Source organism: Salmonella enterica subsp. diarizonae (assembly GCF_008692785.1).
In the GTDB taxonomy this organism is placed as follows: domain Bacteria; phylum Pseudomonadota; class Gammaproteobacteria; order Enterobacterales; family Enterobacteriaceae; genus Salmonella; species Salmonella diarizonae.
Genome location: NZ_VXJV01000007.1, coordinates 121,923 through 147,630 on the forward strand (window position 1 = coordinate 121,923; position 25,708 = coordinate 147,630).

Genomic DNA, 25,708 nt, shown 5'->3' on the forward strand with positions numbered 1-25,708 from the left:
ATGGCTTACTCAGTACAAAAGTCGCGCCTGGCGAAGGTTGCGGGTGTTTCGCTTGTTTTGCTGCTCGCTGCCTGTAGTTCCGATTCGCGCTACAAGCGCCAGGTAAGCGGCGATGAATCCTATCTGGATGCCGCGCCGCTTGCTGAACTTCACGCCCCGGCAGGAATGATTCTGCCGATAACGACCGGCGACTATGTTATTCCGGTCACAAAGGGGAGCGGCGCGGTTGGTAAGGCGTTGGATATCCGTCCGCCGGCGCAGCCGTTAGCGTTGGTGAGTGGCGCGCGTACCCAGTTCTCTGGCGATACCGCTACGCTATTGGTGGAGAATGGTCGTAGCAGCACGCTGTGGCCGCAAGTCGTCAGCGTGATTCAAGCGAAAAATTATCCGATTGAAAAACGTGACGATGCCAGCCAGACCCTGACGACCGATTGGGTGAACTGGAACCGCCTGGATGAAGACGAACAGTATCGCGGACGTTATCAAATCTCGGTGAAGCCGCAGGGCTATCAGCAGGCGGTAACGGTAAAACTGGTTAATCTGGAACAGGCTGGCAAGCCGGTCGCCGATGCGGCGTCGCTGCAGCGCTACAGCACTGAAATGATGAACGTCATTTCCGCCGGTCTGGATAAGACCGCTACGGATGCGGCAAATTCCGCGCAGAGCCGTTCCGCCGCAACGATGGATGTGCAGAGCGCCGCTGATGATACCGGTTTACCTATGTTGGTCGTTCGCGGTCCATTCAACGTGGTATGGCAGCGTCTTCCGGCCGCGCTGGAAAAAGCGGGTATGAAAGTCACCGACAGTACTCGCTCACAGGGCAGTATGGCGGTAACATACAAACCGTTGTCTGACAGCGAGTGGCGGGATCTGGGCGCAAGCGATCCGGGCCTGGTGTCCGGAGACTATAAATTGCAGGTCGGCGATTTAGATAACCGCAGCAGCTTGCAGTTTATCGATCCTAAGGGGCATACCCTGACGCAAAGCCAGAATGATGCGTTGGTTGCCGTCTTCCAGGCGGCATTCAACAAGTAATTTAACAGGGCTGGAGCAATCCGGCCCTTTTTTCTGATAAGATACGCAAACGTGTGCGTCGGTACAAAAACGCGATTTAACCGCTATTTCGCACCACAATTACAGGCCGGCTCCTCCGGCAGGCGTAGCAGGAAATGAATACTTATCGTTAATTCACACCCAGGAGTGTTAAAGATGCAAAAGCAAGCTGAGTTGTATCGTGGTAAAGCGAAAACCGTATACAGCACGGAAAACCCGGACCTGTTGGTGCTCGAATTCCGCAATGATACGTCAGCAGGGGATGGCGCGCGCATTGAACAGTTTGATCGCAAGGGCATGGTAAATAACAAATTCAACCATTTCATTATGACCAAACTAGCCGAGGCGGGCATCCCGACCCAGATGGAACGTTTGCTGTCTGATACAGAGTGTCTGGTGAAGAAGCTGGAGATGGTGCCGGTTGAATGTGTGGTGCGCAACCGTGCGGCAGGGTCGCTGGTCAAGCGTCTGGGCGTGGAAGAAGGCATGGAGCTTAACCCGCCGATATTCGATCTGTTCCTGAAAAACGACGCGCTGCACGACCCGATGGTGAATGGTTCCTATTGTGAAACTTTCGGTTGGGTCAGTCAGGAAAATCTGGCGCGTATGAAAGAATTAACCTACAAAGCCAACGACGTACTGAAAAAACTGTTTGATGACGCGGGTCTTATCCTGGTGGATTTCAAACTGGAGTTTGGCCTGTATAAAGGCGAAGTGGTGCTGGGCGATGAGTTTTCACCGGACGGCAGCCGCCTGTGGGATAAAGAGACGCTGGACAAAATGGACAAAGACCGCTTCCGCCAGAGTCTGGGCGGCTTGATTGAAGCCTATGAAGCCGTCGCGCATCGCCTGGGCGTGAAATTAGATTAATTCCGCTTCTGACCGGGGGGCAACCGCTCTCCGGTATCATCCTTTCCTCATTCTGATAGTGTTTACCTGTGGTAATCCTGCGCCTGACCGCCTACGATCATCTGTATAACAAAGAGAGAATGAGGTGATTATGCGCTGGCAAGGGCGTCGTGAAAGCAACAATGTAGAAGACAGACGTAATCGGCCAGGCGGCCCCTCGCTGGGTGGCCCTGGCTTTCGTCTTCCGCGCGGGAAAGGCGGCATCATTCTGTTGGTGGTGGTGTTGGTCGCAGGGTACTATGGGGTGGATTTAACTGGTCTGTTGACCGGTCAGCCGGTTTCGCAGCAGCAGTCGACGCGTTCGATAAGCCCCAATGATGATGAAGCGGCAAAATTTACCTCGGTGATCCTGGCGACGACCGAAGATACCTGGGGGCAACTCTTTCAAAAAATGGGGCGCGGCTATCAGCAGCCAAAACTGGTGATGTACCGTGGTATGACGCGCACCGGCTGTGGTGCGGGTCAGTCCGTGATGGGGCCGTTTTACTGCCCGGCGGACGGCACCGTATATATTGATCTCTCATTTTACGATGATATGAAAAATAAGCTGGGCGCGGACGGCGATTTTGCCCAGGGTTATGTCATCGCCCACGAAGTCGGCCACCATGTACAAAAACTGTTAGGTATTGAGCCGAAGGTACGCCAGTTGCAGCAAAACGCGTCGCAAACGGAGGTGAATCGCCTTTCGGTGCGCATGGAGCTACAGGCGGATTGCTTTGCCGGCGTGTGGGGACACAGTATGCAGCAGCAAGGCGTACTGGAGGCGGGCGATCTGGAAGAGGCGCTCAATGCCGCACAGGCTATCGGCGACGATCGCTTACAGCAACAGGGGCAGGGGCGCGTAATACCGGATAGTTTTACCCACGGCACCTCAGAACAGCGCTACAGTTGGTTTAAGCGTGGATTTGACAGCGGCGACCCGGCGCAATGTAATACGTTTGGCAAAAACTTTTGATAAACCGGGGCAGGGATGTCTGATATCGATGCGCTACAGGCGTTAACGTCGCAAATGACACAGGAAGGCATTCGCCGTTTACTGGTCATCAGCGGCGACACGGCGTGGTGCCGGGAACGGGCCGAGGCGATACGTGCTGCACTGCCCGGTGACTGGCTGTGGGTCGCGCCTGACGCGCCCGCAGAGCCGCGCTGTACGCCACAGGCGTTACAAACGCTGCTGGGCCGTGAATTCCGTCATGCGATATTTGATGCCTGGCAGGGCTTTGACGCCGCAGCGTTTGCCGCTCTGAGCGGGACCTTGCAGGCCGGAAGCTGGCTGCTTCTGCTGATGCCGCCGTATGAGGCATGGGAATGCAGGCCCGATACCGATTCACTGCGCTGGAGCGACTGCGCGCAGCCTATCCCCACACCGCAGTTTGCACAGCATCTTAAACGGACTCTCTCCCGCGATCCGCAAACGCTGCTTTGGCGACAGCACCAGCCGTTTTGCTGGCCATCTTATCCTTCCCGTGAACGCTGGCGAGCGGCCACCGGCGAGCCGCAGCCGGAGCAGGCGGCTATCTTATCGCGTTTACTTGAAATGCCGCCCGGCGTGGCGACGGTGATTGCCGCTCGCGGGCGCGGCAAATCGGCGCTGGCCGGGCAATTCATCTCACAGATGACGGGCACGGCTATCGTGACCGCGCCGGCGAAAGCGGCAACGGACATCCTGGCAACGTTTGCCGGCGGGAGGTTCTGTTTTATGGCACCTGATGCCCTGCTGGAGAGCGGGGCAAGAGCCGACTGGCTGGTGGTTGACGAGGCGGCGGCAATACCCGCGCCGCTGCTGCTGCAACTGGTTTCGCGCTTTCCTCGTACGCTACTGACCACCACCGTTCAGGGCTACGAAGGCACCGGACGCGGTTTTTTACTTAAGTTTTGCGCCCGTTTTCCGCAGCTTCACCGTTTTGCGCTTCGTCAGCCTGTCCGCTGGGCGCCTGGGTGCCCGCTGGAAAATATCGTCAGCGAGGCGCTGATATTCGACGATGAATCGTTTGCGCAGGCGCCGCATGGCACGATAGCAATCTCGGTGTTTTACCCGCAGGCCTGGGGGGAGACGCCCGCGTTGCCGCGGGCTGTGTATCAGTTACTGTCGGGGGCGCACTATCGTACTTCGCCGCTGGATCTGCGCCGAATGATGGATGCGCCAGGGCAGCATTTCTTGCAGGCCACGGCGAATAACCGTGTGGCGGGCGCCCTCTGGCTGGTCGAAGAGGGCGGATTATCCGCAGAACTCAGTCGGGCGGTATGGTGCGGTTTCCGGCGTCCGCGTGGAAATCTGGTGGCGCAGTCGCTGGCGGCGCACGGTAGCGACCCTTTAGCCGCGACGCTAGTCGGGCGTCGCGTAAGCCGTATCGCGGTGCACCCCGCCCGCCAGCGTGAAGGCATCGGTCAGCAGTTGATTGCCTGTGCGTGCGTGCAGTCGGCGCAGTGTGATTATCTTTCCGTCAGCTTCGGCTATACGCCGGAGCTGTGGCGTTTCTGGCAACGCTGCGGCTTTGTGCTGGTACGGATGGGCAACCATCGGGAGGCGAGCAGCGGTTGCTATACGGCGATGGCGTTATTGCCGCTGAGCGACGCGGGAAAACGGCTGGCGCAGCAGGAACACCGGCGTTTGCGACGCGATGCGGATATCCTGACGCAGTGGAACGGCGAGGCGATACCGCTGGCGGCGTTACGCGACGGGGCGCTTAATGATGAAGACTGGCGTGAGCTGGTTGGTTTTGCTTTCGCGCACCGCCCGCTACTGACGTCGTTAGGTTGCCTGCATCGTTTACTGCAATACAGCGCATTGCCATTGCCGGCGCTGAGAGGGCGGCTGGAAGAAAAAGCCAGCGATGCCGAACTGTGCGTCCGGCTGCACATTTCAGGTCGTAAAGCTCTACTGGCGTTGCAGCGTGCGCAGGCGGCGCAAGCGTTGATTGCGCTGGATGCCGAACGAACGCAGCGTTTGCGCTACGTTATGCCCGGCGGTGGGGACCATGCCGGATAGCGGTGCCTTTCCGGCATGATATCCGGTTACTTTTTCGGCTGATCTTTCTTCGGCCAGTCGTCTTCATCGTCCCACTTATCGTTAAAATCGCGATGTGGGGGCAGCTCAGGTTTGTTGGCAAGGAATTTCTTATGGTCGATGCGTTTGAGATCTTTGATCACATTCAGCAGTACGCCTACCAGAAATACCAATACCAGAATCCACCAATATTTTGCCAGCCAGTCCATGCTTATTTCCTCTTACAGGAACGCTCATCAGGCGACGAGCTGTTCCATAATGCGTTGATACATACGGGCCAGTAGCTGGAGATCGGCGGCATTCACACATTCATTAATTTTATGAATTGTGGCGTTTACCGGCCCCAGTTCTACCACCTGCGCTCCCATCCGGGCGATAAAACGTCCGTCGGACGTACCGCCCGTCGTCAGTAATTGCGGTTTAATTTCATTATAGTGCTCAATGGCGTTTACCACCGCGTCCACCAGCCTGCCGCGTGCGGTCAGGAACGGCTGACCGGAAAGCCACCAGTCTACGGTATAGCGTAGCTGATGCTTCTCAAGCAGCGCATGTACCCGTTCTTTGATCATCTCATCGGTCAGTTCCGTGCTGAAACGGAAGTTAAACTGCACGAACAGTTCGCCGGGAATGACATTATTGCTGCCGGTGCCTGCCTGGATATTGGCTACCTGCATACTGGTGGCCGGGAAAAAGTCATTGCCCCGATCCCACTCGATAGCGACCAGTTCATTGAGAAAAGGCGCGGCGCGATGAACAGGGTTATCCGCCAGATGCGGATAGGCGACGTGCCCCTGAACGCCATGAATAGTGAGGTTACAGGTGAGAGAACCGCGACGCCCGTTTTTGACGACATCGCCCACAATTTCAGTACTGGAAGGTTCGCCGACCAGACAGTAATCCAGCCTCTCGTTACGGGCCATCAGCCCTTCAACCACCTTTACGGTGCCATTTTTCGCGCTGGCTTCTTCGTCAGAGGTAATCAGAAACGCCAGACGGCCCCGGTGATGAGGATGCTGCGCAACAAAACGTTCAGCAGCCACCACCATGGCCGCCAGTGATCCTTTCATATCCGCCGCGCCGCGACCGAACAACATTCCGTCGCGAATCGTAGGCTCAAACGGCGGATTGATCCAGCGATCGACATCGCCTGCCGGCACGACGTCAGTATGCCCGGCGAACGCCAGCGTTTCGCCACGCCCACGCCATGCCCAAAAATTTTGCGTGTCGCCAAAATCCATATGCTCAATGGTAAAACCGATTTTACGCAGGCGTTCAATCATTAATGCCTGACAGCCTGCGTCATCCGGACTCAGGGAGGGGCGACGAATAAGTTGCTGTGTCAGCTCAATAACCGGGCACGACATAGACTACACCTCATCAAAAAACTGCTGATAACGGGATTCACTGAAACCAAGCAGCATAGGCTTCCCGGGCGCGCAGAGCAATGGGCGTTTAATTATTGCCGGCTGCTCAACCATGAGGGCGGCGGCGGAGTCGGCATCGGTAATCCTGCTGCGGTCGGCTTCATCCAGTTTGCGCCATGTTGTGCCGCGCGTATTCAGTAAAGGCTGCCAGTCGAGTTCGGCAATAAAGGTATTAAGAAGAGGGAGGTCTATTCCATCCACCCGGTAATCGTGAAAACGATAATCAATGCCATGCTCCTCCAGCCAACGGCGCGCTTTTTTGATAGTGTCGCAATTCTTAATGCCATAGAGGGTAATCATATTGAATCCTTTAACGCGAAATTCGAATAAATAATCAATAGTATCGTCTGCGGGATAATAAGTGTGGCCGTTAATGGTTATTTATCCAGCACTGATCGGCAATCAATATAACATTGTTGAGTGAATGTGAATAATGATTCCAAAACGTTCCAGAAGTGGCGTGCTTATGGTTCGCTGGACAAATCGTATTTTGCGCGCATGCAATAGTTTGTTTTTTAACCCTATTCGGTAAAGTAGTAGAAAAGGTATTGATATTGCAAAATATTGCAGTAAGTCACATAAAATTTATGGCTACAGCGCCATAGTAATATCATAGACAGCATAACCGGAGGGTATCGCAACAATCGGTTAAATGATCTTCTCTCTATACCGCTAACTACGTAGAATACCCATAATAATAAGAGAGGCTATTATGATTGAACGTGAACTGGGGAACTGGAAAGATTTTATCGAAGTTATGCTTCGTAAATAAATTACTGGAAGGCACCGCGCTCCCATAGGGGATAAAAAAAGGCGACTCAACGAAAGTCGCCTTTTTTGTGCCCGACACCTCGTATCAGGCTGCCCGATACCTTATTCCGGGCGCGGCTTCAGCGGGAAGCGGCGCCGTACCAGCACGAAGAACAGTGGTACAAAGAAGATAGCCAGAATGGTTGCTGAGATCATTCCCCCCATCACGCCGGTCCCGACAGCATGTTGGCTACCCGAGCCAGCCCCGTTGCTGGTCGCCATCGGCAATACGCCAAAGATAAACGCCAGCGAGGTCATCAGTATCGGACGCAGGCGCTGGCGGCTGGCGTGCAGCGTGGCGTCTAACAACGGGTGCCCCTTCTGGTTCATTTCGTTGGCGAATTCCACAATCAGAATCGCGTTTTTTGCCGAGAGGCCGATAACGGTCAACAGCCCCACCTGGAAGTAAACATCGTTTTCCAGCCCACGCATCCAGGTGGCGAGCAACGCGCCAATGACGCCGAGCGGCACAACCAGCATCACTGAGAAGGGCACTGACCAGCTTTCATATAATGCCGCCAGACACAGGAAGACGACTAATAGCGAAATGGCGTACAGCGCGGGCGCCTGCGCGCCCGAGAGCCGTTCCTGGTAAGACATGGCTGTCCATTCCAGGCCAAAACCGCCCGGTAGCTGATGCACCAATGACTCCATGATGTCCATAGCTGTCCCGGTACTGACGCCCGGCGCGGCCTCTCCGACAATTTCTACCGCCGAATAGCCGTTATAGCGTTCCAGACGCGGCGATCCGGTTTCCCAGCGCGAGGTGGCGAAGGCGGAGAAGGGGACCATGCCGCCGTCTTTGTTACGGACATACCAAAGATTAATATCATCCGGCAACATACGATATTTCGCCGCCGCCTGGACATAGACCTTCTTCACGCGGCCCCGGTCCATAAAGTCGTTGACGTAGCTCGACCCCCAGGCCGTTTGCAGGGTATCGTTGATATCGTCAATCGACACGCCCAGCGCCTGCGCTTTCCGTTGGTCAATATCAATTTGCAGTTGCGGACTGTCGTCCAGGCCGTTGTGGCGCACGCGGGTCAGGGAACTGTTTTTCCCTGCCAGCTCAATGAGTTGATCTCGTGCGGCCATCAGCGCGTCATGGCCTGCTCCGGCGTGATCCTGTAATTCCATATCAAAACCGGCGGAGCTGCCCAGACCGCTAATTGCCGGCGGGCTGCTGGCGAAGACGCGAGCTTCTTTAATCTGGTTAAATGCTTTTGTCGCCCGTTCAATAATGGCGAACGAGGTGCCGGTGGTGGGATCGCGCGCGTCCCAGTCTTTCAAGCGGACAAACATGCGCGCAACGTTTTGCCCATTCCCGCCAGGGCCGGAACCTACCGTCGAGAAGACCGACATAATGTTGTCTTTCTCATGGGTGAAGTAATAGTTTTCAACCTTTTCAACGACTTTCAAGGTCTGCTGTTGCGTAGAACCGCTCGGTAGCTGGATAGATGTGGTGAACATGCCCCGATCTTCTTGCGGCAGAAAGGAGGTGGGGAGGCGCAAAAACAGGAACACCATGCCGCCAAGCAACAGAACATAAATCAGAATCCAGCGCAGGCTGCGATGCAAAATTTTCGCTACGCCTTTTTCATAACGTTCGGCATTACGATTGAAGGTACGGTTAAACCAGCCGAAAAATCCGCTTTGCCCGTGCTGCTCGCCTTTGCGCAACGGTTTTAACAAGGTCGCGCACAGCGCCGGCGTCAGGATCATGGCGACCAGCACCGACAGCACCATTGCCGAGACAATGGTAATAGAAAATTGACGATAAATAGCCCCGGTGGTGCCGCCAAAGAACGCCATCGGCACGAATACCGCAGACAGCACCATCGCGATACCGACCAGCGCGCCCTGGATTTGCCCCATGGATTTGCGCGTCGCTTCACGCGGGGTGAGGCCTTCTTCGCTCATGATGCGTTCGACGTTTTCCACCACCACGATGGCATCGTCGACCAGTAGCCCGATCGCCAGCACCATCGCGAACATGGTTAATGTGTTAATACTGTAGCCGAACGCGTAAAGCACGGAGAAGGTGCCCATCAATACTATCGGCACGGCGATCGTCGGAATCAGCGTGGCGCGGAAGTTTTGCAGGAACAGATACATCACCAGGAAAACCAGCGCGATAGCCTCCAGCAACGTTTTGACTACATCGATAATCGATGCTTTGACAAAGGAGGTGGTTTCATACGCGATCTTGTATTCCAGGCCGTGGGGGAAGTACTGCGCCAGCTCGTTGAGGCGATCCAGCACCAGCTTCGCGGTCGCCATTTCGTTCGCACCGGAGGCCAGCTTAACGCCGAGACCGGAAGCCGGATTGCCGTTAAAACGGCTGAGGTAGTCATACTTTTCCGCCCCCAGTTCCACGGTGGCGACATCGCCCAGTTTGACCTCGGAACCGTCCTGATTAACGCGCAGGGTGATATCGCGAAATTGTTGCGGCGTTTGCAGCAGCGACTGCGCATTGATGGTGGCGTTCAGCGCCTGCTTGTCGACTGAAGGCGTACCGCCAAGCTGCCCGACGGCGATTTGCGCATTCTGCGACTCAATCGCATTGGTCACGTCTTTCGCGGTCATCTGAAAACTATTCAATTTGGCCGGGTCGAGCCAGATACGCATAGAGTACTGTGAGCCATAAGCGTCAATATCGCCTACGCCGTTAACGCGGCTGAGCGGGTCCTGAATATTACTGGCGACGTAGTCGGCGATATCCTGCTTGTCCATAGAACCGTCGGTAGAGACGAAGGCGATGGTCAAAATATTGGTATCGCCCGTTTTGCGTACCGTGACGCCTTGATCCTGTACCGCCTGCGGCAGTTTACGCATCGCGGACTGTAACTGGTTTTGCACCTGCTGAACCGCCTCATCAGGATCGGTTCCCGCAATAAAGCTCAGCGTGATGGTCGCCTGTCCGGTTCCGCTGCTTTGTGATGACATGTACATCAGATTATCGAGACCCGTCATATTCTGCTCAATAACCTGGGTTACGGTATTTTCCAGCGTTTGCGCCGACGCTCCCGGATAATTCGCGGTAATACGCACGTTGGGCGGCGCCAGATCGGGATATTGTTCAACGGGTAAAGAAAAAATGGCTAACGCCCCTGTCAGACACAACAGGATAGCCAGCACCCAGGCAAAAATGGGGCGATCGATAAAAAAATTCGCCATTAAAGGAGAACCTCGTGTTTCTACATATCGTTATTAGGTATGAACTGCTTCACTGTAGCGGCAAGCTACGAGCCAAACGTGGAGAAATAAAGGAGATAATGTAAATTATCATGCGCTTTTACAGCATACTTTTTGTGCCAACGCCGGAAAGCCTGACATCTGGCCTTCCGGCGCTTTGCCGTTCTTTACGTTAACTGACTCTCTTCCTTGCTGGAGGAGCGAAAACTGATGCTGACCAGCGTGCCGCCGCCGGAGGGTTGCGAAAAATTCAGCGTGCCGCCAAGCCGTTCCGCGCGCTCGCGCATTATATTCAGGCCATAATGTCCGGCAGGCTCATGCGGTTCACCGATACCAATGCCATTATCGTGAATATAAACGGTATGATCGCCATCAGGCGCGGTGACGCAACTCACGGCGATTTCGCTCGCATTGGCGTGTTTAATGGCGTTCAGGACCGCTTCACGCACAATTTGCAACAAATGCACTTGCATTTGCGCATCCAGAGCCAGCGTGGGTAAACGGCAATCCAGCGTGAGTTTGGCCGGGGTCTGACTCTGTAAATCTTCCAGCATCTCGTGTAATGCGCAGGGTAAATCGGCCTGCTGTAACGTCAGACGGAACGTGGTGAGTAGTTCGCGAAGCTGACGGTAGGCGTCGTTCAGCGCTCTGGAAAAATCCGCCATGATGCTTTGCGCGCCGGCGTTATCTTCTGGAATGGCGCGCTTCAAAAGCGTTAATTGAATACGTAAATAAGAAAGTACCTGCGCCAGCGAATCGTGTAGCTCACGGGCAATCGTTGCGCGCTCTTCCATTAACAAAAGTTGCTGGAAGTGTTTTTGCGCCTGATTAAAGTACAAACCACGCCCCAGCATCGTGGAGACGCTGTTCAGCAGCGGCGTGGAGGCATTAACGTTGGGGCTTTGCCAGTGAAGTTCGCCATAGACCGTGTCCTGCATCGTAACCGGCAGCATTTGCATTGGCAAATCGGGGCTTTGCGCGCCTTCGCTAATCCGCCAGTTATCGCCCACGGTTAACTCCAGATACCAGGCGGCGTCATGTTCACGGACAATTTGCAAAATATGGCGAAAACAGTGGACATCGATTTGACTGGTATTCAGCGCCTGGGAGCACTGGTATAACACCTCCAGGCGACGGTGCGCTTCATGCAGATCGTGCGTTTTTTCTTCCACCGAGGCTTCCAGCGAACGGTAAAGTTTATGCAGCTCGCTCGACATTTGACCAAACGTTTTCGCCAATAATCCCAGTTCATTGGGTAAGCTGGTATCCAGCGGCAGCGGGGCGAACTGACCGTGTTCAATACGTTGACTGGCGGTGACCAGTTGATTAAGCGGTCGAACCACCTGTTGGCGAATACGCCGTAGAGTAAAAAAGACCAGCGTAAATATGCCGATACCGCCCGCCAGCGATATGGCGACGACCAGCATGACTTTACGCTCGGCGTAATGCTGTAACGCCAGAACGAAGAGATCAATTTGATCGACGTAATTGTTGATATTGGTCTGATACCAGGCAATGTCGCCGTCTTGTAAGTGGCTATTCATCTCCAGCCAGTTGGCGTGCAGGCGCGCGTAGCGATTTTTCACCGCCTGCGGCACATACCAGGCGTTGAGATTTTGCAGTACCGGCGAGTTGAGCGCGTGCTGGAAAAGTTGACGATGCGCATTAATCTGCGGGCTACGGCTTTGTAGATCGTAACCCAGCCGATAGCTCTGCATCCGTAGCGAACCGGCGATATTGATCGCTTCGGCATCCCGTAAACTGCTGGTCAGCGTCAGTAATGCGCTGCCGGTGGACAGAATAGACAACAGCACAATATAGAAAAAAGCCTTAGCCAGACTGGCCGAGACCGGGCGTTTAACCGTCACACTGGTACTCCCCGCATTTAGCTGAACCGCAATTTCATTTGCTATGAAATAAATTGATCTGCCACAGGTTCTGGACAGATAGTTGTGCTTCCTGGGCAGATGAACATTGCCGACCCCGCCTTCGTCAGTTAATAACAATGCTCATATAAAGAATAAGGTTTTTGCAACCAAAACAGAAGGACGCCATGAATCGTTTTATTATGGCCAATAGCCAGCAGTGTCTGGGATGCCATGCCTGCGAGGTCGCCTGCGTAATGGCTCACAATGATGAGCGACATGTCCTGACGCCACAGCGCTATCAGCCCCGAATTACTGTCATCAAACATCAGCACCAGCGCAGCGCGGTCACATGTCACCATTGCGAGGATGCGCCCTGTGCCCGTAGCTGCCCGAACGGCGCGATCGCGCATATTAACGACAGCGTGCAGGTCAATGCGCAGAAGTGTATTGGCTGTAAATCCTGCGTCGTCGCCTGCCCGTTCGGCACCATGCAGATGGTATTGACGCCCGTCGCGCCAAACCAGTTCAAAGCCAGCGCGCATAAATGCGATCTGTGTCAGGGGCGTGAACATGGCCCGGCCTGTGTGGAAAATTGCCCGGCGGATGCGCTGCAACTGGTCACCGAAGCGTCGTTGACCCATCTGGCTAAAACACGACGGCTGCGTACCGCCCGGCAGGAGATTCGCCCCTGGCATACCGTTGATACACAACACAGTGGGACAACGAGCAGCAAAGCCGAGCGTATGCAGGCGACGCCGCCGCGCGGCGAACCGGATAAACTGGCGATTGAAGCGCGTAAAACGACCTTTGAGGAAATTTATCTGCCGTTTCGCGCCGCGCAGGCGGAGCGTGAGGCGGCCCGCTGCCTCACATGCGGTGAACACAGTATTTGCGAATGGACCTGTCCGTTGCATAACCTCATTCCCCAGTGGATCGAACTGGTGAAAGCCGGCGATATTGATGCGGCGGTAGAGCTTTCTCACCAGACCAACTGCCTGCCGGAAATTACCGGGCGCGTCTGTCCGCAGGACAGGCTATGCGAAGGCGCGTGTACGCTCCGCGATGAGTATGGGGCTGTTACCATCGGCAATATTGAGCGCTATATCTCCGATCGCGCTCTGAGCAAAGGCTGGCATCCCGACTTGTCGGACGTACAGAAACTTGACAAGCGCGTGGCGATTATCGGCGCGGGGCCGGCAGGCCTTGCCTGCGCGGACGTGCTGGCGCGCCATGGCGTAAGCGCCACCGTCTACGATCGCCATCCGGAAATCGGCGGTTTGCTCACGTTTGGTATTCCGGCTTTCAAACTGGATAAATCTCTGCTGGCGCGACGCCGGGAGATCTTTAGCGCGATGGGGATTCGTTTCGAGCTTAATTGCGAAGTGGGGAAAGATATTTCTCTGGAGACACTGCTGGAGAGCTATGACGCCGTGTTTGTCGGAGTGGGGACCTATCGTTCCATGAAGGCTGATTTGCCGAATGAAGACGCGCCGGGTGTGTACGATGCGTTGCCATTCCTGATCGCCAATACCAAACAGGTGATGGGGCTTCCGGCGTCGCCTGATGCGCCGTTTATTGATACGGCGGGCCTTAACGTGATTGTGCTGGGCGGCGGTGACACCGCAATGGACTGCGTACGTACGGCGCTGCGTCATGGCGCTGCCAACGTCACCTGCGCTTATCGCCGCGATGAAGCCAATATGCCGGGGTCGAAAAAAGAGGTGAAAAACGCGCGGGAAGAGGGGGCTAACTTTGAGTTTAACGTTCAGCCGGTTGAGCTGGTGCTCGATACGCAAGGGCGCGTCAGCGGTATTCGTTTTTTGCGTACGCGGCTTGGCGAACCGGATGGTCAGGGGCGACGCCGCCCAGTTCCGGTACCGGGCAGCGAGTTCGTGATGCCGGCGGATGCGGTCATTATGGCGTTTGGTTTTCATCCGCACGGTATGCCGTGGCTGGAATCGCATGGTGTGAAGGTGGATAACTGGGGACGTATTGCCGCCAGCGTCGAGAGCGTGTTTCGTTACCAGACGTCCAACCCGAAAATTTTCGCCGGCGGCGATGCGGTGCGCGGCGCCGATCTGGTGGTGACGGCGATGGCAGAAGGCCGACATGCCGCGCAGGGGATACTTGACTGGCTCGGTAAATAATCGTATTTGTAGCTACCGTCCTGAACGTCAAGTAGCTACACGACCTTTAATATCAATGACTTGTGATAACCTGATGCAGGCCTGATAAGCGAAGCGCCATCAGGCACCGGCTTTGTCATCAGTCTCAGCCCTTTTTAAATTTTTATTTCAAAGCCCCATATACCTGGTCAACAATCCAGCCATACGTTGCCGCGGGTAATAACCCACTGACAAAAACGTTTGGATTCACTTTAGGATCTGCTACTGGCGAGTGCGGCCTGTTACCTAAAATCACAATCGCCATATGGTTAACCGGATCGATAGACGTCAGCGTTCCGGTCCATCCGGTATGCCCATACGTTTGCGGAGTGGCTAACACCCCGAACGTTGGGGTCATTGAGGCGTTGCCGTTAACGCGCCACCCCAGACCAAAGGTAGCGTCTTCTGGCGAATGGCGAGTAAACTGTTCAACCGTTTTCTTATCGAATAGCTTCACGTTACCGTAGCCGCCCCCATTGAGCATCACTTGCATTAACACGGCCATATCATGGGTGTTAGAAAAGAGTCCGGCGTGTCCTGATACGCCGCCCATTGAATACCAGGCTTTTTCGTCATGCACCTGACCCCATATAGTATTGGTGCGAATATTAGGGAAATGAATCACGCCGTCACGCGTGTTGCCATGTAGTTCCGTTGCGGCGATTTGCGGCGGCGTGAAGCCTTTCATCAGCGGGTTAAAGACGGTATGTTTTAATCCGAGCGGTTTATAAATGGTTGTTTCGACGTAGCGATCTAATGGCATTGCTGTTACCGATTCAATGATAAAACCAAGTATCATATAATCCACGTCGCTGTAGATATGCTTCGACCCGGGTTGATATTCCAGCGGAGTCTTTTTAATCATCTCCAGAGTAGTGCTTTTATTCTGTGAGAATAATTTACCCGCTACTTTTTTATTGGGATATTGTGGGTCGGCAGGAAAGCCCGCGACGTGATGAAGAATGTCAATGATACGGAGTTTATCTTTCCCTTTAATTTTATCACCAGGCATATCCTTAAAACCGGGGATGTATTTTGATACTAAATCATTGACATTTATTTTCCCTTCATACACCAGTTTTTGTAATGCAAAATTAGTGGCATACATTTTTGTGTTTGAAGCCAGGTCATACATCGTGTTAGTGGTCGCCAGAATGGGATTGGCTAACAGAGTGGAACCGTCATATTTTTTGGCATAGCCCCAGGCTTTTTGTAGAACAATATGATTATCTTTTATTACCAGAAGATTAATACTGGGGTATCCGGCATCAATTTGATTTTGAATCCAGCCATCAAGTCGGTTAAGTTTTTTGCTATCAAAGCCCACTTGCTCAGGGCTGGTGTTGGTCAATACCGGATACTCAACGGCAAAAGCTGAAATAGAAAAAGTAAGAAAAACTGCTGCAACGATAGTAAGTTTCATGATTATTTCCTCAGTTTCAGTCCTGCAGTCAAATCATATCGCGATCATGGACTCTGCAGCCTATAGAAGCAGAATATCCTCATAAAGGACAATGACAGGAAGAATGTGGCTATACGTCCGTTCAGTCGGCATTGAGGTTCTATCCCTTCAGCAGACAAAACCGACTTCACGGCGTAATATTAATGCTCTTTTTACACTCTGGAGTCAGCATGTCGCAAACCATTACGCTTATTAAGGATAAAATTCTTTCTGATAATTATTTCACTCTGCGCAACATTACCTATGACCTGACCCGTCGTAATGGCGAGGTTATCCGTCACAAGCGTGAGGTTTACGATCGCGGGAATGGCGCAACCATTCTGCTATACAATTCAACCAAAAAAACTGTGGTTCTGGTTCGCCAGTTTCGCGTGGCGACATGGGTCAATAGTAATCAAGACGGTATGTTAATTGAAACCTGTGCTGGCTTGCTTGATAACGACGAGCCGGAGGTCTGTATCCGTAAAGAGGCCATTGAAGAGACAGGGTATGACGTTGGTGAGGTACGCAAGATATTTGAGCTTTATATGTCGCCAGGCGGCGTTACGGAGCTGATTCATTTCTTCATTGCCGAATATCATGATAGCGAGCGCGCCAGTATCGGCGGCGGCGTGGAGGACGAAGATATTGAGGTGCTTGAACTGCCGTTTTCCCGGGCTCTGGAAATGGTACGCTCGGGTGAGATTCGGGACGGTAAGGCCGTGTTATTGCTTAACTATTTACAGATGTCTAATCTAATGGACTGAAAAAAAAGAAATATATTTCTTTACACAGAAAAGACCAATCCGATAAATCTGATTGAGAACCCTGAGGCGCGAAAGGAAGATACCGCCTTAGCTGTGTTGTTCTGAATCTGGGGTTGTACCGTTCATGCGCTACCGCGTTATTTTTTTTTGTCTGCCTGTCCTGTTGTCGGCCCAGCTACTGTGGGCTGCGCCAGCGCAACGGACTTTTTCCGACTGGCAGGTCACCTGCAATAACCAAAATTTTTGCGTAGCGCGCAATACCGGCGAACATCATGGACTGGTGATGACATTAAGCCGCAGCGCCGGGGCGCGTACCGATGCGGTACTGCGTATCGACCGCGGCGGTCTGGTGCCGCCCGACGCTAAAGAAGCCGCTATTGCGCCTCGCTTATTGCTGGATGGCAAACCGCTTTCGTTCAACAGTCCACACTGGCGCGTGTCGCCCTGGCATCTCATGACGGGCGATCCTGCCACTATCGCCGCGTTTTTACAGACTATTCAGGATGCGCAGGCCATCACCTTAAAAAACGGTGTCCAGACGCTTTCGCTGGCGGGATTAAAAGCGGCGTTACTGTTTATTGACGCACAGCAAAAACGCGTGGGTAGCGAAACCGCCTGGATTGAAAAAGGAAACGAACCGCCGCTCAGCGTTCCCCCGGCGCCGGCATTAAAGGGGATCGCCGTTATTAATCCAACGCCCGTACCGTTGAGTGAGGAAGAACGCAACGATCTGCTGGACTACGCAGCATGGCGGGTAAACGGCATTCGTTGTTCGCTCGATCCGCTGCGGCGCGAGGCGCAGGTCAGCGCGCTGACGGATGATAACGCATTATTGATTGTTAACTGCGAGGCCGGCGCCTATAACACTATCGATCTCGCCTGGATAGTTTCGCGGAAAAAAACGCTCGTCTCGCGCGCCGTACGTTTGCGGCTGCCGTTTAATCGCGGCGTCGAAAGTAATGACATGGAGTTGATGAACGCCTTCTTTGACGAGAAAACGCGCGAGCTGGTGACGTTGGCGAAAGGACGGGGGCTAGCCGACTGCGGTATCCAGACGCGCTGGCGTTATGATGGCGATCGTTTTCGTCTGGTGCGTTATGCCGAAGAACCGAGCTGTGATAACTGGCACGGACCGGATGCCTGGCCCACGCTGTGGATCACGCGTTGAATCTTGGTCGTGATCGCCATTTTCAGAATAGAGATACACCTGTTTAGGCCTCATTTATGGTATAGAGATTGCTACGTTATAGTAAGATTGTTACTTTACCCGAGAGCCTCACCACAGCAGGAAATAGTATGAAAATAAATAATGGCCCCGTATTATGCCCCCATTGTGGCTGCCTGAGCGCTTATTATGAAATAGATCGGCTGGCAGCGATAAGAGAAAAAGTAAATAAAGAAGGAGGCTCAAAGGCATGGGATTCAACATTGCAGGAGCATAAAAAAAAGGCCTTTTGCCTGATGTGCCATAAATCCATTGATGAGGCCGTCATCGGGCAATCTGATGCGCCTGAGTCTACGAAGTAATTTTGCACAGCCTACAGAACAGCTCTGCAGACTGCGCAAAATCTGCGTTTCTAACGCTCACCCTTAGTCTTTTATGTTCAGCACCCGGCGGGCTTTTTCTACAATATTTTCCACGGTAAAGCCAAAGTACGGAAACAGTTTGTCAGCCGGGGCGGATTCGCCGTATCCCGTCATGCCAATAATTGCGCCTTTTAGGCCAACATATTTATACCAGTAGTCAGCTATACCGGCTTCCACCGCGACGCGGGCGGTCACGTGCGACGGTAGCACCGACTCGCGATATGCCGCATCCTGCGCATCGAAAATATCCGTTGAAGGTAACGACACAACGCGAACGTTATGGCCCTCGCCAGTCAATTTTTCCGCCGCCTGGAGGGTAATTTCCATTTCCGAACCGGTGGCGATCAGAATGATATCCGGCTTGCCGCCGCTATCTTTCAGAATATAACCGCCGCGGGCTATCGCTTTCACCTGTTCCGGCGTGCGTTCTACCTGCGCCAGATTCTGCCGTGAGAGAATCAGCGCCGTCGGCCCGTGGTGACGTTCGATGGCGAGCTTCCAGCCGACCGCCGCCTCAACCTGATCGCAGGGACGCCAGGTGCTGAAGTTTGGCGTTAAGCGCAGGCTCGCCAGTTGTTCCACGGCCTGGTGCGTCGGGCCATCTTCGCCCAGACCGATGGAGTCGTGGGTATAGACCATAATCTGCCGGGCTTTCATTAAGGCCGCCATACGCGCCGCGTTACGCGCATATTCGACAAACATCAGAAACGTGGCGGTATAGGGTACGAAGCCGCCGTGGTGGGCGATGCCGTTGGCAATGGCGGTCATGCCGAATTCGCGCACGCCATAGTGGATATAATTACCTGCCGGTTCCTCTTTCAACGAGGTCGAACCTTTCCAGATAGTCAGGTTGCTCGGTGCCAGATCCGCCGATCCGCCCAACAGTTCCGGCAACAGGGGACCATAGGCATTGAGCGTATTTTGCGATGCTTTACGGGTGGCGATTTTGGCTGGATTAGCCTGCAAGTCGTTAATGAATTTTTGCGTGGCGGATTCCCATGCCTCCGGCAGTCCGCCGCTCATCCTGCGGGTAAACTCCGCTGCCAGCTCAGGCCAGGCTTTCTCATAAGCTGCAAACTTTTCTTTCCACCGCTGCTGCGCTTTCTCACCTTTTTCGCGACCATCCCATGCGCGATAAATCTCTTTTGGGATCTCGAACGCCGGATGATGCCACCCCAGCTTCTGGCGGGTCAGCGCCACCTCTTCTTCGCCCAGCGCCGCACCATGTGACTCCTCCTTACCCGCTTTATTCGGCGAACCAAAGCCTATCACCGTCCGACAGATAATTAGCGAAGGTTTATCTTTTACGCTCTGGGCTTGCAGAATGGCTTTTTTCACCGCTTCCGGATCGTGCCCGTCAATGTCATGCACGACATGCCAGTGGTAGGCTTCAAAGCGTTTGGCGGTATCGTCGGTAAACCAGCCTTCGGTTTCGCCATCAATGGAGATGCCGTTGTGATCGTAGAAGCCGATCAGTTTGCCCAGTCCCAGCGTACCTGCCAGCGAACACACCTCATGTGAGATCCCCTCCATCAGACAGCCATCGCCCATAAAGACATAAGTGTAGTGATCGACAATCTCATGGTCCGGGCGGTTGAACTGTGCGCCTAACGTGCGCTCGGCAATCGCCAGCCCGATGGCATTCGCCAGCCCCTGGCCCAGCGGTCCGGTGGTGGTTTCAACGCCGGGTGTATAGCCAATCTCCGGGTGGCCTGGCGTTTTAGAATGCAGTTGACGGAAGTTTTTCAGCTCCTCCAGCGGCAGGTCATAACCGGTTAAATGCAGCAGACTATAGAGCAGCATGGAGGCGTGACCGTTGGAAAGAATAAAACGGTCACGGTCATACCAGGTCGGATCGGTTGGGTTATGTTTAAGAAAATCGTTCCATAGCACTTCAGCGATATCCGCCATCCCCATCGGCGCGCCGGGGTGCCCGGAATTGGCTTTTTGAACGGCATCCATGCTCAGCGCACGAATCGCATTGGCAAGGTCTTTACGGGACATAAATCACTCCGTGGCAAGGTTTATAGTTTGGCGGCAAGCAGGTCTTCCAGTTTGCGCTGGTCAACGGCAAAAAGGCGGATACCTTCCGACAGCTTCTCTACGGCCATCGCGTCCTGATTATGTTCCCAGCGGAACTCTGCTTCCGTCATTGGTGTAGGACGGTGGAACATCTGCGAGGAAGGCACCAGTTTACGGATCACCGGTTCTTCTTTTTCTTTCAACTCTTTAAGCAGGTTAGGGGAGATAGTCAGTCGATCGCAGCCGGTTAGCGCGAGGATTTGCTCAGTACGGCGGAAACTTGCGCCCATCACGATAGTTTCATAGCGATGCTGTTTAAAGTAATCGTAGATATTGCGTACCGATTTCACGCCGGGATCTTCCTCCACGACATACGGCTCCAGCGGACTACGCGCCTGATACCAGTCGTAAATTCGGCCCACGAACGGAGAGATCAAATAGACGCCCGCTTCGGCGCAGGCGCGCGCCTGGGCAAAAGAGAACAGCAACGTCAGGTTGCAATTAATGCCCTCTTTTTCGAGCTGCTCGGCGGCGCGGATACCTTCCCAGGTCGCGGCGAGTTTGATCAGAATGCGTGATTTATCAACATCCTGCTGCTGGTAGAGATCCACCAGATGGCGCGCTTTCTCGATACTTTTTTCTTTATCGAACGATAACCGCGCGTCGACTTCAGTGGAGACGCGACCGGGAATGCTTTTCAGTATTTCCGCGCCAAAATTGACCGCCAGTTTATCGCTGGCTGCCGCAACCTGCTGTTCCTGCGTACCGCCATGTTTTTTCCCCCAGGTAATCGCATCCTCAATCAAATGACCATACTGCTCAAGGCCGGCAGCTTTCAACAGTAAAGATGGATTCGTCGTGGCGTCCTGTGGCTGGTAGTGGCGGATGGACTCGATGTCGCCGCTGTCGGCGACGACGGTAGTGAATTGTTTGATGCCGTCTAGCTGGTTCATAGGAAATACTCCTTGAAAAGTAAAGTGTTAGATGAGTGTGTTGATTCACACTTCTGAAAAATTCATACACTACATAACCAAAAAGCATAGCAGACAGGCATGGTATTGCTGGCATAAGCAGGTAACATGGCTGTTATAAGTTGATAACAAACTCTTGCGCCGCGTCGTGATAGTTTGCAGACCTTCAAAGTTTGTGTTGCGCAGTACGGTGATAATGTGCGGCGCACCAGGCCGCGTCACTTTTTGAACGATACGTGAAAGGAACAACAAGATGGATGAGCAGTTAAAACAAAGCGCCCTTGATTTCCACGAATTTCCGGTCCCAGGTAAAATTCAGGTTTCTCCGACTAAGCCCCTCGCCACCCAGCGCGATCTGGCGTTAGCTTACTCTCCAGGCGTGGCGGCGCCCTGCCTGGAAATTGAAAAAGATCCGCTGGCAGCCTATAAATACACCGCGCGCGGCAACCTTGTCGCGGTCATTTCCAACGGTACAGCGGTGCTGGGGTTAGGCAATATCGGCGCACTGGCCGGTAAGCCGGTCATGGAAGGCAAAGGCGTTCTGTTTAAAAAATTCGCCGGCATCGATGTGTTTGACATAGAAGTCGATGAGCTTGACCCGGATAAATTTATCAATGTGGTCGCGGCGCTGGAGCCGACCTTTGGCGGCATTAACCTCGAAGATATTAAAGCGCCGGAATGTTTCTATATTGAGCAGAAACTGCGCGAGCGAATGAACATCCCGGTCTTCCATGACGACCAGCACGGAACGGCGATCATCAGTACTGCCGCGATTCTTAATGGCCTGCGAGTAGTAGAGAAAAATATTTCCGACGTGCGGATGGTCGTCTCCGGCGCAGGAGCGGCGGCAATCGCTTGTATGAACCTACTGGTCGCGTTGGGGATGCAAAAGCACAACATCGTGGTTTGCGACTCTAAAGGCGTTATTTACAAAGGCCGTGAGCCGAATATGGCGGAGACCAAAGCGGCCTATGCGGTAGACGACAGCGGCAAGCGCACGCTGGATGATGTCATTGACGGCGCGGATATTTTCCTCGGCTGTTCAGGCCCGAAAGTGCTGACTCAGGAGATGGTGAAGAAAATGGCCCGCGCGCCAATGATTCTGGCGCTGGCCAACCCGGAGCCGGAAATTCTGCCGCCGCTGGCGAAAGAAGTGCGTCCGGACGCCATTATCTGTACCGGTCGTTCCGACTATCCTAATCAGGTTAACAACGTATTGTGTTTCCCGTTTATCTTCCGCGGCGCTCTGGACGTCGGCGCGACGGCGATCAACGAAGAGATGAAACTGGCGGCGGTACATGCGATTGCCGAGCTGGCACATGCCGAACAGAGCGAGGTGGTGGCCTCGGCCTATGGCGATCAGGATCTGAGCTTTGGCCCGGAATACATTATTCCGAAACCGTTCGACCCGCGTCTGATTGTCAAAATCGCTCCAGCGGTCGCGAAAGCGGCAATGGATTCCGGCGTGGCGACGCGCCCGATTGCTGACTTTGATGCCTATATTGATAAGCTGACCGAGTTTGTCTACAAAACCAACCTGTTCATGAAGCCGATCTTCTCGCAGGCACGTAAAGATCCGAAGCGCGTAGTTCTGCCGGAAGGGGAAGAGGCGCGCGTGCTGCACGCGACCCAGGAGTTGATAACCCTGGGGCTGGCGAAGCCTATCCTGATCGGGCGCCCGAGCGTGATCGAAATGCGTATCCAGAAGCTGGGGTTGCAGATCAAAGCGGGCGTTGATTTCGAGATCGTGAATAATGAATCCGATCCGCGCTTCAAAGAGTACTGGAGCGAGTATTACCAGATCATGAAGCGTCGCGGGGTAACTCAGGAACAGGCGCAGCGTGCGATGATCGGCAACCATACGGCCATTGGCGCGATCATGGTGCAGCGTGGGGAAGCGGATGCGATGATCTGCGGCACCATCGGCGACTACCATGAGCATTTCAGCGTGGTGAAAGCAGTCTTTGGCTACCGTGACGGCGTGCATACGGCAGGGGCGATGAACGCCTTACTGCTGCCAAGCGGCAACACTTTTATTGCCGATACTTATGTTAACGAAGATCCCACGCCGGAACAGTTGGCGGAGATCACCGTGATGGCGGCGGAAACCGTTCGCCGCTTTGGTATTGAGCCTAAAGTTGCGCTGCTGTCGCACTCTAACTTTGGTTCCTCAAATTCGCTGTCCGCCAGCAAAATGCGCGAAACCCTTGAGCGGGTGCGCGAACGAGCGCCTGATCTGATGATTGACGGTGAGATGCACGGCGATGCGGCGTTGGTAGAAAGTATTCGTAATGACCGGATGCCGGATAGCCCGCTGAAGGGGTCCGCCAATATTCTGGTGATGCCGAATATGGAAGCCGCCCGCATTAGTTACAACTTACTACGTGTCTCCAGTTCCGAAGGCGTCACGGTCGGCCCGGTACTGATGGGCGTGTCTAAACCAGTACATGTATTAACGCCGATCGCCTCTGTACGCCGTATCGTGAATATGGTGGCGTTAGCGGTGGTTGAAGCGCAAACCACGCCGCTTTAATAACGCATTACTCTCTTCTGGCGCAGGTTCTCCTGCGCTTTTTTATGCGCCGTAGCGATAATAATCATTTATATAATTTATTATAATGATATTTGCCTTATTAAAGTTAATAAAATGATATTAATAAAAAGGTTTGGCATAAATAGGTCTTGAGTTATATCCATGAGCTAATCAATAACAATGTTATATTTATTTTAATGATGTTTATAATATGATTTTACATTTATTCATTCGAGGCGGGTATCGTTAATGAAAGCCGACTGTTTACAACAATATCATTTGCTTATCCAGCAGCCTTTCGTTTTCACGCAAACCGGTTATCAGACGGATTCACTGGCGCCATTACAAAAACAGCAGGTACGACAGTCTTTAACCTTTATCCTAATCCTCAGGAAGACGATAGCGTAGGCGTAAGACATATCCCTATGGGCGTCCCTTTACAGGCTAAAGTCCATAATTACATGGAAATTCTGAAAAAACATCCGCCGAAAGTACACATTAAATTGTAATACGCGATATATGAATAACCCGCCTTTACGAGGCAGGTTAATTTTACTTATCGCTTCTGGCGTAATGTAAATGAGCATGCATAATATCGCTGGCCGGACGTCCCATTGCCATCAAATCAGCCATTGCTTTCAGATAGGGAGGTAAATGCTGGAAATAGGCGCGAAACCCTGCGCATAAATAATTGAGTCCGGGCTTACCCTCTTTTGTTAATGCAAAACGGTGTTTAGAGCAACCACCCCAGCAAGCGCGTAGTACCGGGCATTGCCGACATTGCTCGGGTAGCGTTGCATATTTATCTTTGCCAAACGCCTTCTGCCGTGGGGAATCCAACATAGCAGCGAACGTTTGTTCGTTAAGATTGCCTAAATGGAACTGTGGATAAACGTAATGATCGCAGGCATAGACATCGCCATTATGCTCGACCACCACCGAACGTCCGCAGGTCGGTTGATGGTGGCAGACCGTTCCCGGCGCGCCGACGAAATTCGCGAATGCCCATTCGATATTCATGACGAACACCTTACCGACATCGCGCGTGATCCACCTGTCAAAAACGGCGCACAGAAACCGTCCATAGTCTTCGGGAATAACAGACCAGTCGGTTAATGTACCGCAGGCGTCGCCCGGCGCGTGTAGCGTCAGCCCCGATTGCTGTGCAGATTCATCAGCCAGACGCTCGACGACGGGGATAAACTGAATAAACTCCACGCCGCTGGCGACGAGAAAATCATAAATTTTTTCCGCCGAGCGAGCGCTGCGTCGGTTAACGCAGGCCAGTACGTTGTACTCTACGCCATGTTGCTGGAGCAGGGCCAACGCCCGCATGACCAGTTTATGCGTTGGACGTCCGCCTTTCGTCAACCGGTATTCATTATGAATCTCTTCAGGACCATCGAGCGACAGGCCGATCAGGAAATGGTGGCGAACAAAGAACTCGCACCACGCATCGTCCAGCAGGACGCCATTGGTTTGAAAACTATTGGAGATCTGCCGCCCTGCGCCGTATTTGGCCTGCAACGCGACGGCGCGACGATAAAACTCCAGCCCCAACAGTGTAGGCTCGCCGCCTTGCCAGATAAAGGCGACTTCCGCTTCCGGCGCGACAGATACAATGTAATCACGTACATAGCGCTCCAGCATGGCGTCAGTCATTCTTGGTTGTGGCGTATGGTTATACAGAGCGTGCTTTTCAAGATAAAAGCAGTAGGCGCAGTTGAGATTACAGTCTGAACCGCTGGGCTTCGCCATAGCATGAAAGGCTCGGGTGGGGATATTCTGGAACATATTGCGCTTACCCTTATTTATTTCATTGAATCTGTACTATGCGGAAATCGAGTGATACGAATTATTTTTATCGATGGTAGTAATACAAAGAATATCCGGTGAGACATTTATTGCGGAAAAGGCTTAAATTCAGAATTACGCCTGAAAATGTGATGTGCCACG

19 protein-coding genes and 1 pseudogene are annotated in these 25,708 nt (G+C 53.4%); 11 read left to right on the forward strand and 9 right to left on the reverse strand.

Features of this window, described 5'->3' with window-relative positions:
• The 4 genes from bamC to tmcA all read left to right on the forward strand — a co-directional run bounded on the left by bamC (position 1) and on the right by tmcA (position 4,951).
• Positions 1–1,035: an outer membrane protein assembly factor BamC gene (gene bamC, locus F4V72_RS15610; protein WP_053507827.1), complete on the forward strand. Its 1,035-nt coding sequence runs from the start codon at positions 1–3 to the stop codon at positions 1,033–1,035.
• Between the two features lie 174 nt (positions 1,036–1,209).
• Positions 1,210–1,923, forward strand: a complete 714-nt coding sequence (gene purC, locus F4V72_RS15615; RefSeq protein ID WP_023179582.1) for a phosphoribosylaminoimidazolesuccinocarboxamide synthase — start codon at positions 1,210–1,212, stop codon at positions 1,921–1,923.
• A gap of 130 nt (positions 1,924–2,053) precedes the next feature.
• Positions 2,054–2,917 (forward strand): KPN_02809 family neutral zinc metallopeptidase, encoded by an 864-nt coding sequence (gene ypfJ / locus F4V72_RS15620; RefSeq protein ID WP_023245947.1) that lies wholly within the window; start codon positions 2,054–2,056, stop codon positions 2,915–2,917.
• Positions 2,918–2,932: 15 nt separating this feature from the next.
• Positions 2,933–4,951, forward strand: coding sequence for a tRNA cytosine(34) acetyltransferase TmcA (tmcA, locus tag F4V72_RS15625; RefSeq protein ID WP_121768229.1), 2,019 nt, complete (start codon positions 2,933–2,935; stop codon positions 4,949–4,951).
• Positions 4,952–4,977: 26 nt separating this feature from the next.
• Here tmcA and F4V72_RS15630 read toward each other — a convergent pair whose 3' ends face one another.
• Genes F4V72_RS15630 through F4V72_RS15640 form a run of 3 tightly spaced genes read right to left on the reverse strand, consistent with a single transcriptional unit; the run spans position 4,978 to position 6,693 of the window.
• Positions 4,978–5,178 carry a YpfN family protein gene (locus F4V72_RS15630; RefSeq protein ID WP_000383839.1) on the reverse strand — a complete coding sequence of 67 codons (201 nt, stop codon included), beginning with the start codon at positions 5,176–5,178 and terminating at the stop codon, positions 4,978–4,980.
• Between the two features lie 27 nt (positions 5,179–5,205).
• Positions 5,206–6,333: a succinyl-diaminopimelate desuccinylase gene (gene dapE, locus F4V72_RS15635; protein WP_136058146.1), complete on the reverse strand. Its 1,128-nt coding sequence runs from the start codon at positions 6,331–6,333 to the stop codon at positions 5,206–5,208.
• Positions 6,334–6,336: 3 nt separating this feature from the next.
• On the reverse strand, positions 6,337–6,693 hold the full coding sequence (locus F4V72_RS15640) for an ArsC family reductase (RefSeq protein ID WP_053529993.1): 357 nt from the start codon (positions 6,691–6,693) through the stop codon (positions 6,337–6,339).
• A gap of 412 nt (positions 6,694–7,105) precedes the next feature.
• Between F4V72_RS15640 and ypfM the strand changes: the two genes are divergently transcribed.
• Positions 7,106–7,165, forward strand: coding sequence for a protein YpfM (gene ypfM / locus F4V72_RS15645; protein WP_001386977.1), 60 nt, complete (start codon positions 7,106–7,108; stop codon positions 7,163–7,165).
• A gap of 101 nt (positions 7,166–7,266) precedes the next feature.
• Here ypfM and acrD read toward each other — a convergent pair whose 3' ends face one another.
• Positions 7,267–10,380 carry a multidrug efflux RND transporter permease AcrD gene (acrD, locus tag F4V72_RS15650; protein ID WP_136058147.1) on the reverse strand — a complete coding sequence of 1,038 codons (3,114 nt, stop codon included), beginning with the start codon at positions 10,378–10,380 and terminating at the stop codon, positions 7,267–7,269.
• A 185-nt stretch (positions 10,381–10,565) separates the two neighbouring features.
• The gene (gene narQ / locus F4V72_RS15655) at positions 10,566–12,266 is read right to left on the reverse strand and encodes a nitrate/nitrite two-component system sensor histidine kinase NarQ (protein ID WP_063390688.1); all 1,701 of its coding nucleotides are present in this window, start codon (positions 12,264–12,266) and stop codon (positions 10,566–10,568) included.
• Between the two features lie 185 nt (positions 12,267–12,451).
• On the opposite strand from narQ, the gene aegA reads away from it, so the two are divergent.
• Positions 12,452–14,413: a formate-dependent uric acid utilization protein AegA gene (gene aegA / locus F4V72_RS15660; protein WP_136058148.1), complete on the forward strand. Its 1,962-nt coding sequence runs from the start codon at positions 12,452–12,454 to the stop codon at positions 14,411–14,413.
• Between the two features lie 142 nt (positions 14,414–14,555).
• On the opposite strand, the gene pbp4b is transcribed toward aegA, so the two are convergent.
• Entirely contained in the window at positions 14,556–15,854 is a 1,299-nt protein-coding gene (gene pbp4b / locus F4V72_RS15665; protein ID WP_053529998.1) for a penicillin binding protein PBP4B, read from the reverse strand.
• A gap of 209 nt (positions 15,855–16,063) precedes the next feature.
• Between pbp4b and nudK the strand changes: the two genes are divergently transcribed.
• The 3 genes from nudK to F4V72_RS15680 all read left to right on the forward strand — a co-directional run bounded on the left by nudK (position 16,064) and on the right by F4V72_RS15680 (position 18,166).
• Positions 16,064–16,639, forward strand: coding sequence for a GDP-mannose pyrophosphatase NudK (gene nudK / locus F4V72_RS15670; RefSeq protein WP_053507823.1), 576 nt, complete (start codon positions 16,064–16,066; stop codon positions 16,637–16,639).
• Between the two features lie 124 nt (positions 16,640–16,763).
• Positions 16,764–17,807 (forward strand): DUF1176 domain-containing protein, encoded by a 1,044-nt coding sequence (locus tag F4V72_RS15675; RefSeq protein WP_053529999.1) that lies wholly within the window; start codon positions 16,764–16,766, stop codon positions 17,805–17,807.
• A gap of 128 nt (positions 17,808–17,935) precedes the next feature.
• Positions 17,936–18,166 (forward strand): hypothetical protein, encoded by a 231-nt coding sequence (locus F4V72_RS15680; protein WP_023245936.1) that lies wholly within the window; start codon positions 17,936–17,938, stop codon positions 18,164–18,166.
• 63 nt (positions 18,167–18,229) lie between these two features.
• Here the strand turns inward: F4V72_RS15680 and tkt are convergent, their stop codons facing one another.
• Positions 18,230–20,230, reverse strand: coding sequence for a transketolase (tkt, locus tag F4V72_RS15685; protein ID WP_150342472.1), 2,001 nt, complete (start codon positions 20,228–20,230; stop codon positions 18,230–18,232).
• 20 nt (positions 20,231–20,250) lie between these two features.
• Positions 20,251–21,201 carry a transaldolase gene (gene tal / locus F4V72_RS15690; protein WP_070803950.1) on the reverse strand — a complete coding sequence of 317 codons (951 nt, stop codon included), beginning with the start codon at positions 21,199–21,201 and terminating at the stop codon, positions 20,251–20,253.
• Between the two features lie 271 nt (positions 21,202–21,472).
• Between tal and maeB the strand changes: the two genes are divergently transcribed.
• Together maeB and F4V72_RS24485 are read left to right on the forward strand one after the other, a co-directional pair.
• Positions 21,473–23,752, forward strand: a complete 2,280-nt coding sequence (gene maeB / locus F4V72_RS15695; protein ID WP_070802028.1) for an NADP-dependent oxaloacetate-decarboxylating malate dehydrogenase — start codon at positions 21,473–21,475, stop codon at positions 23,750–23,752.
• Positions 23,753–24,022: 270 nt separating this feature from the next.
• Positions 24,023–24,261 (forward strand): annotated as a pseudogene (locus F4V72_RS24485) (arylsulfatase); the annotation flags it as partial.
• Positions 24,262–24,304: 43 nt separating this feature from the next.
• Here the strand turns inward: F4V72_RS24485 and F4V72_RS15705 are convergent.
• Complete coding sequence (locus F4V72_RS15705) at positions 24,305–25,546, reverse strand: anaerobic sulfatase maturase (protein ID WP_121768232.1); 1,242 nt, start codon at positions 25,544–25,546, stop codon at positions 24,305–24,307.
• Between the last annotated feature and the right edge of the window lie 162 nt (positions 25,547–25,708).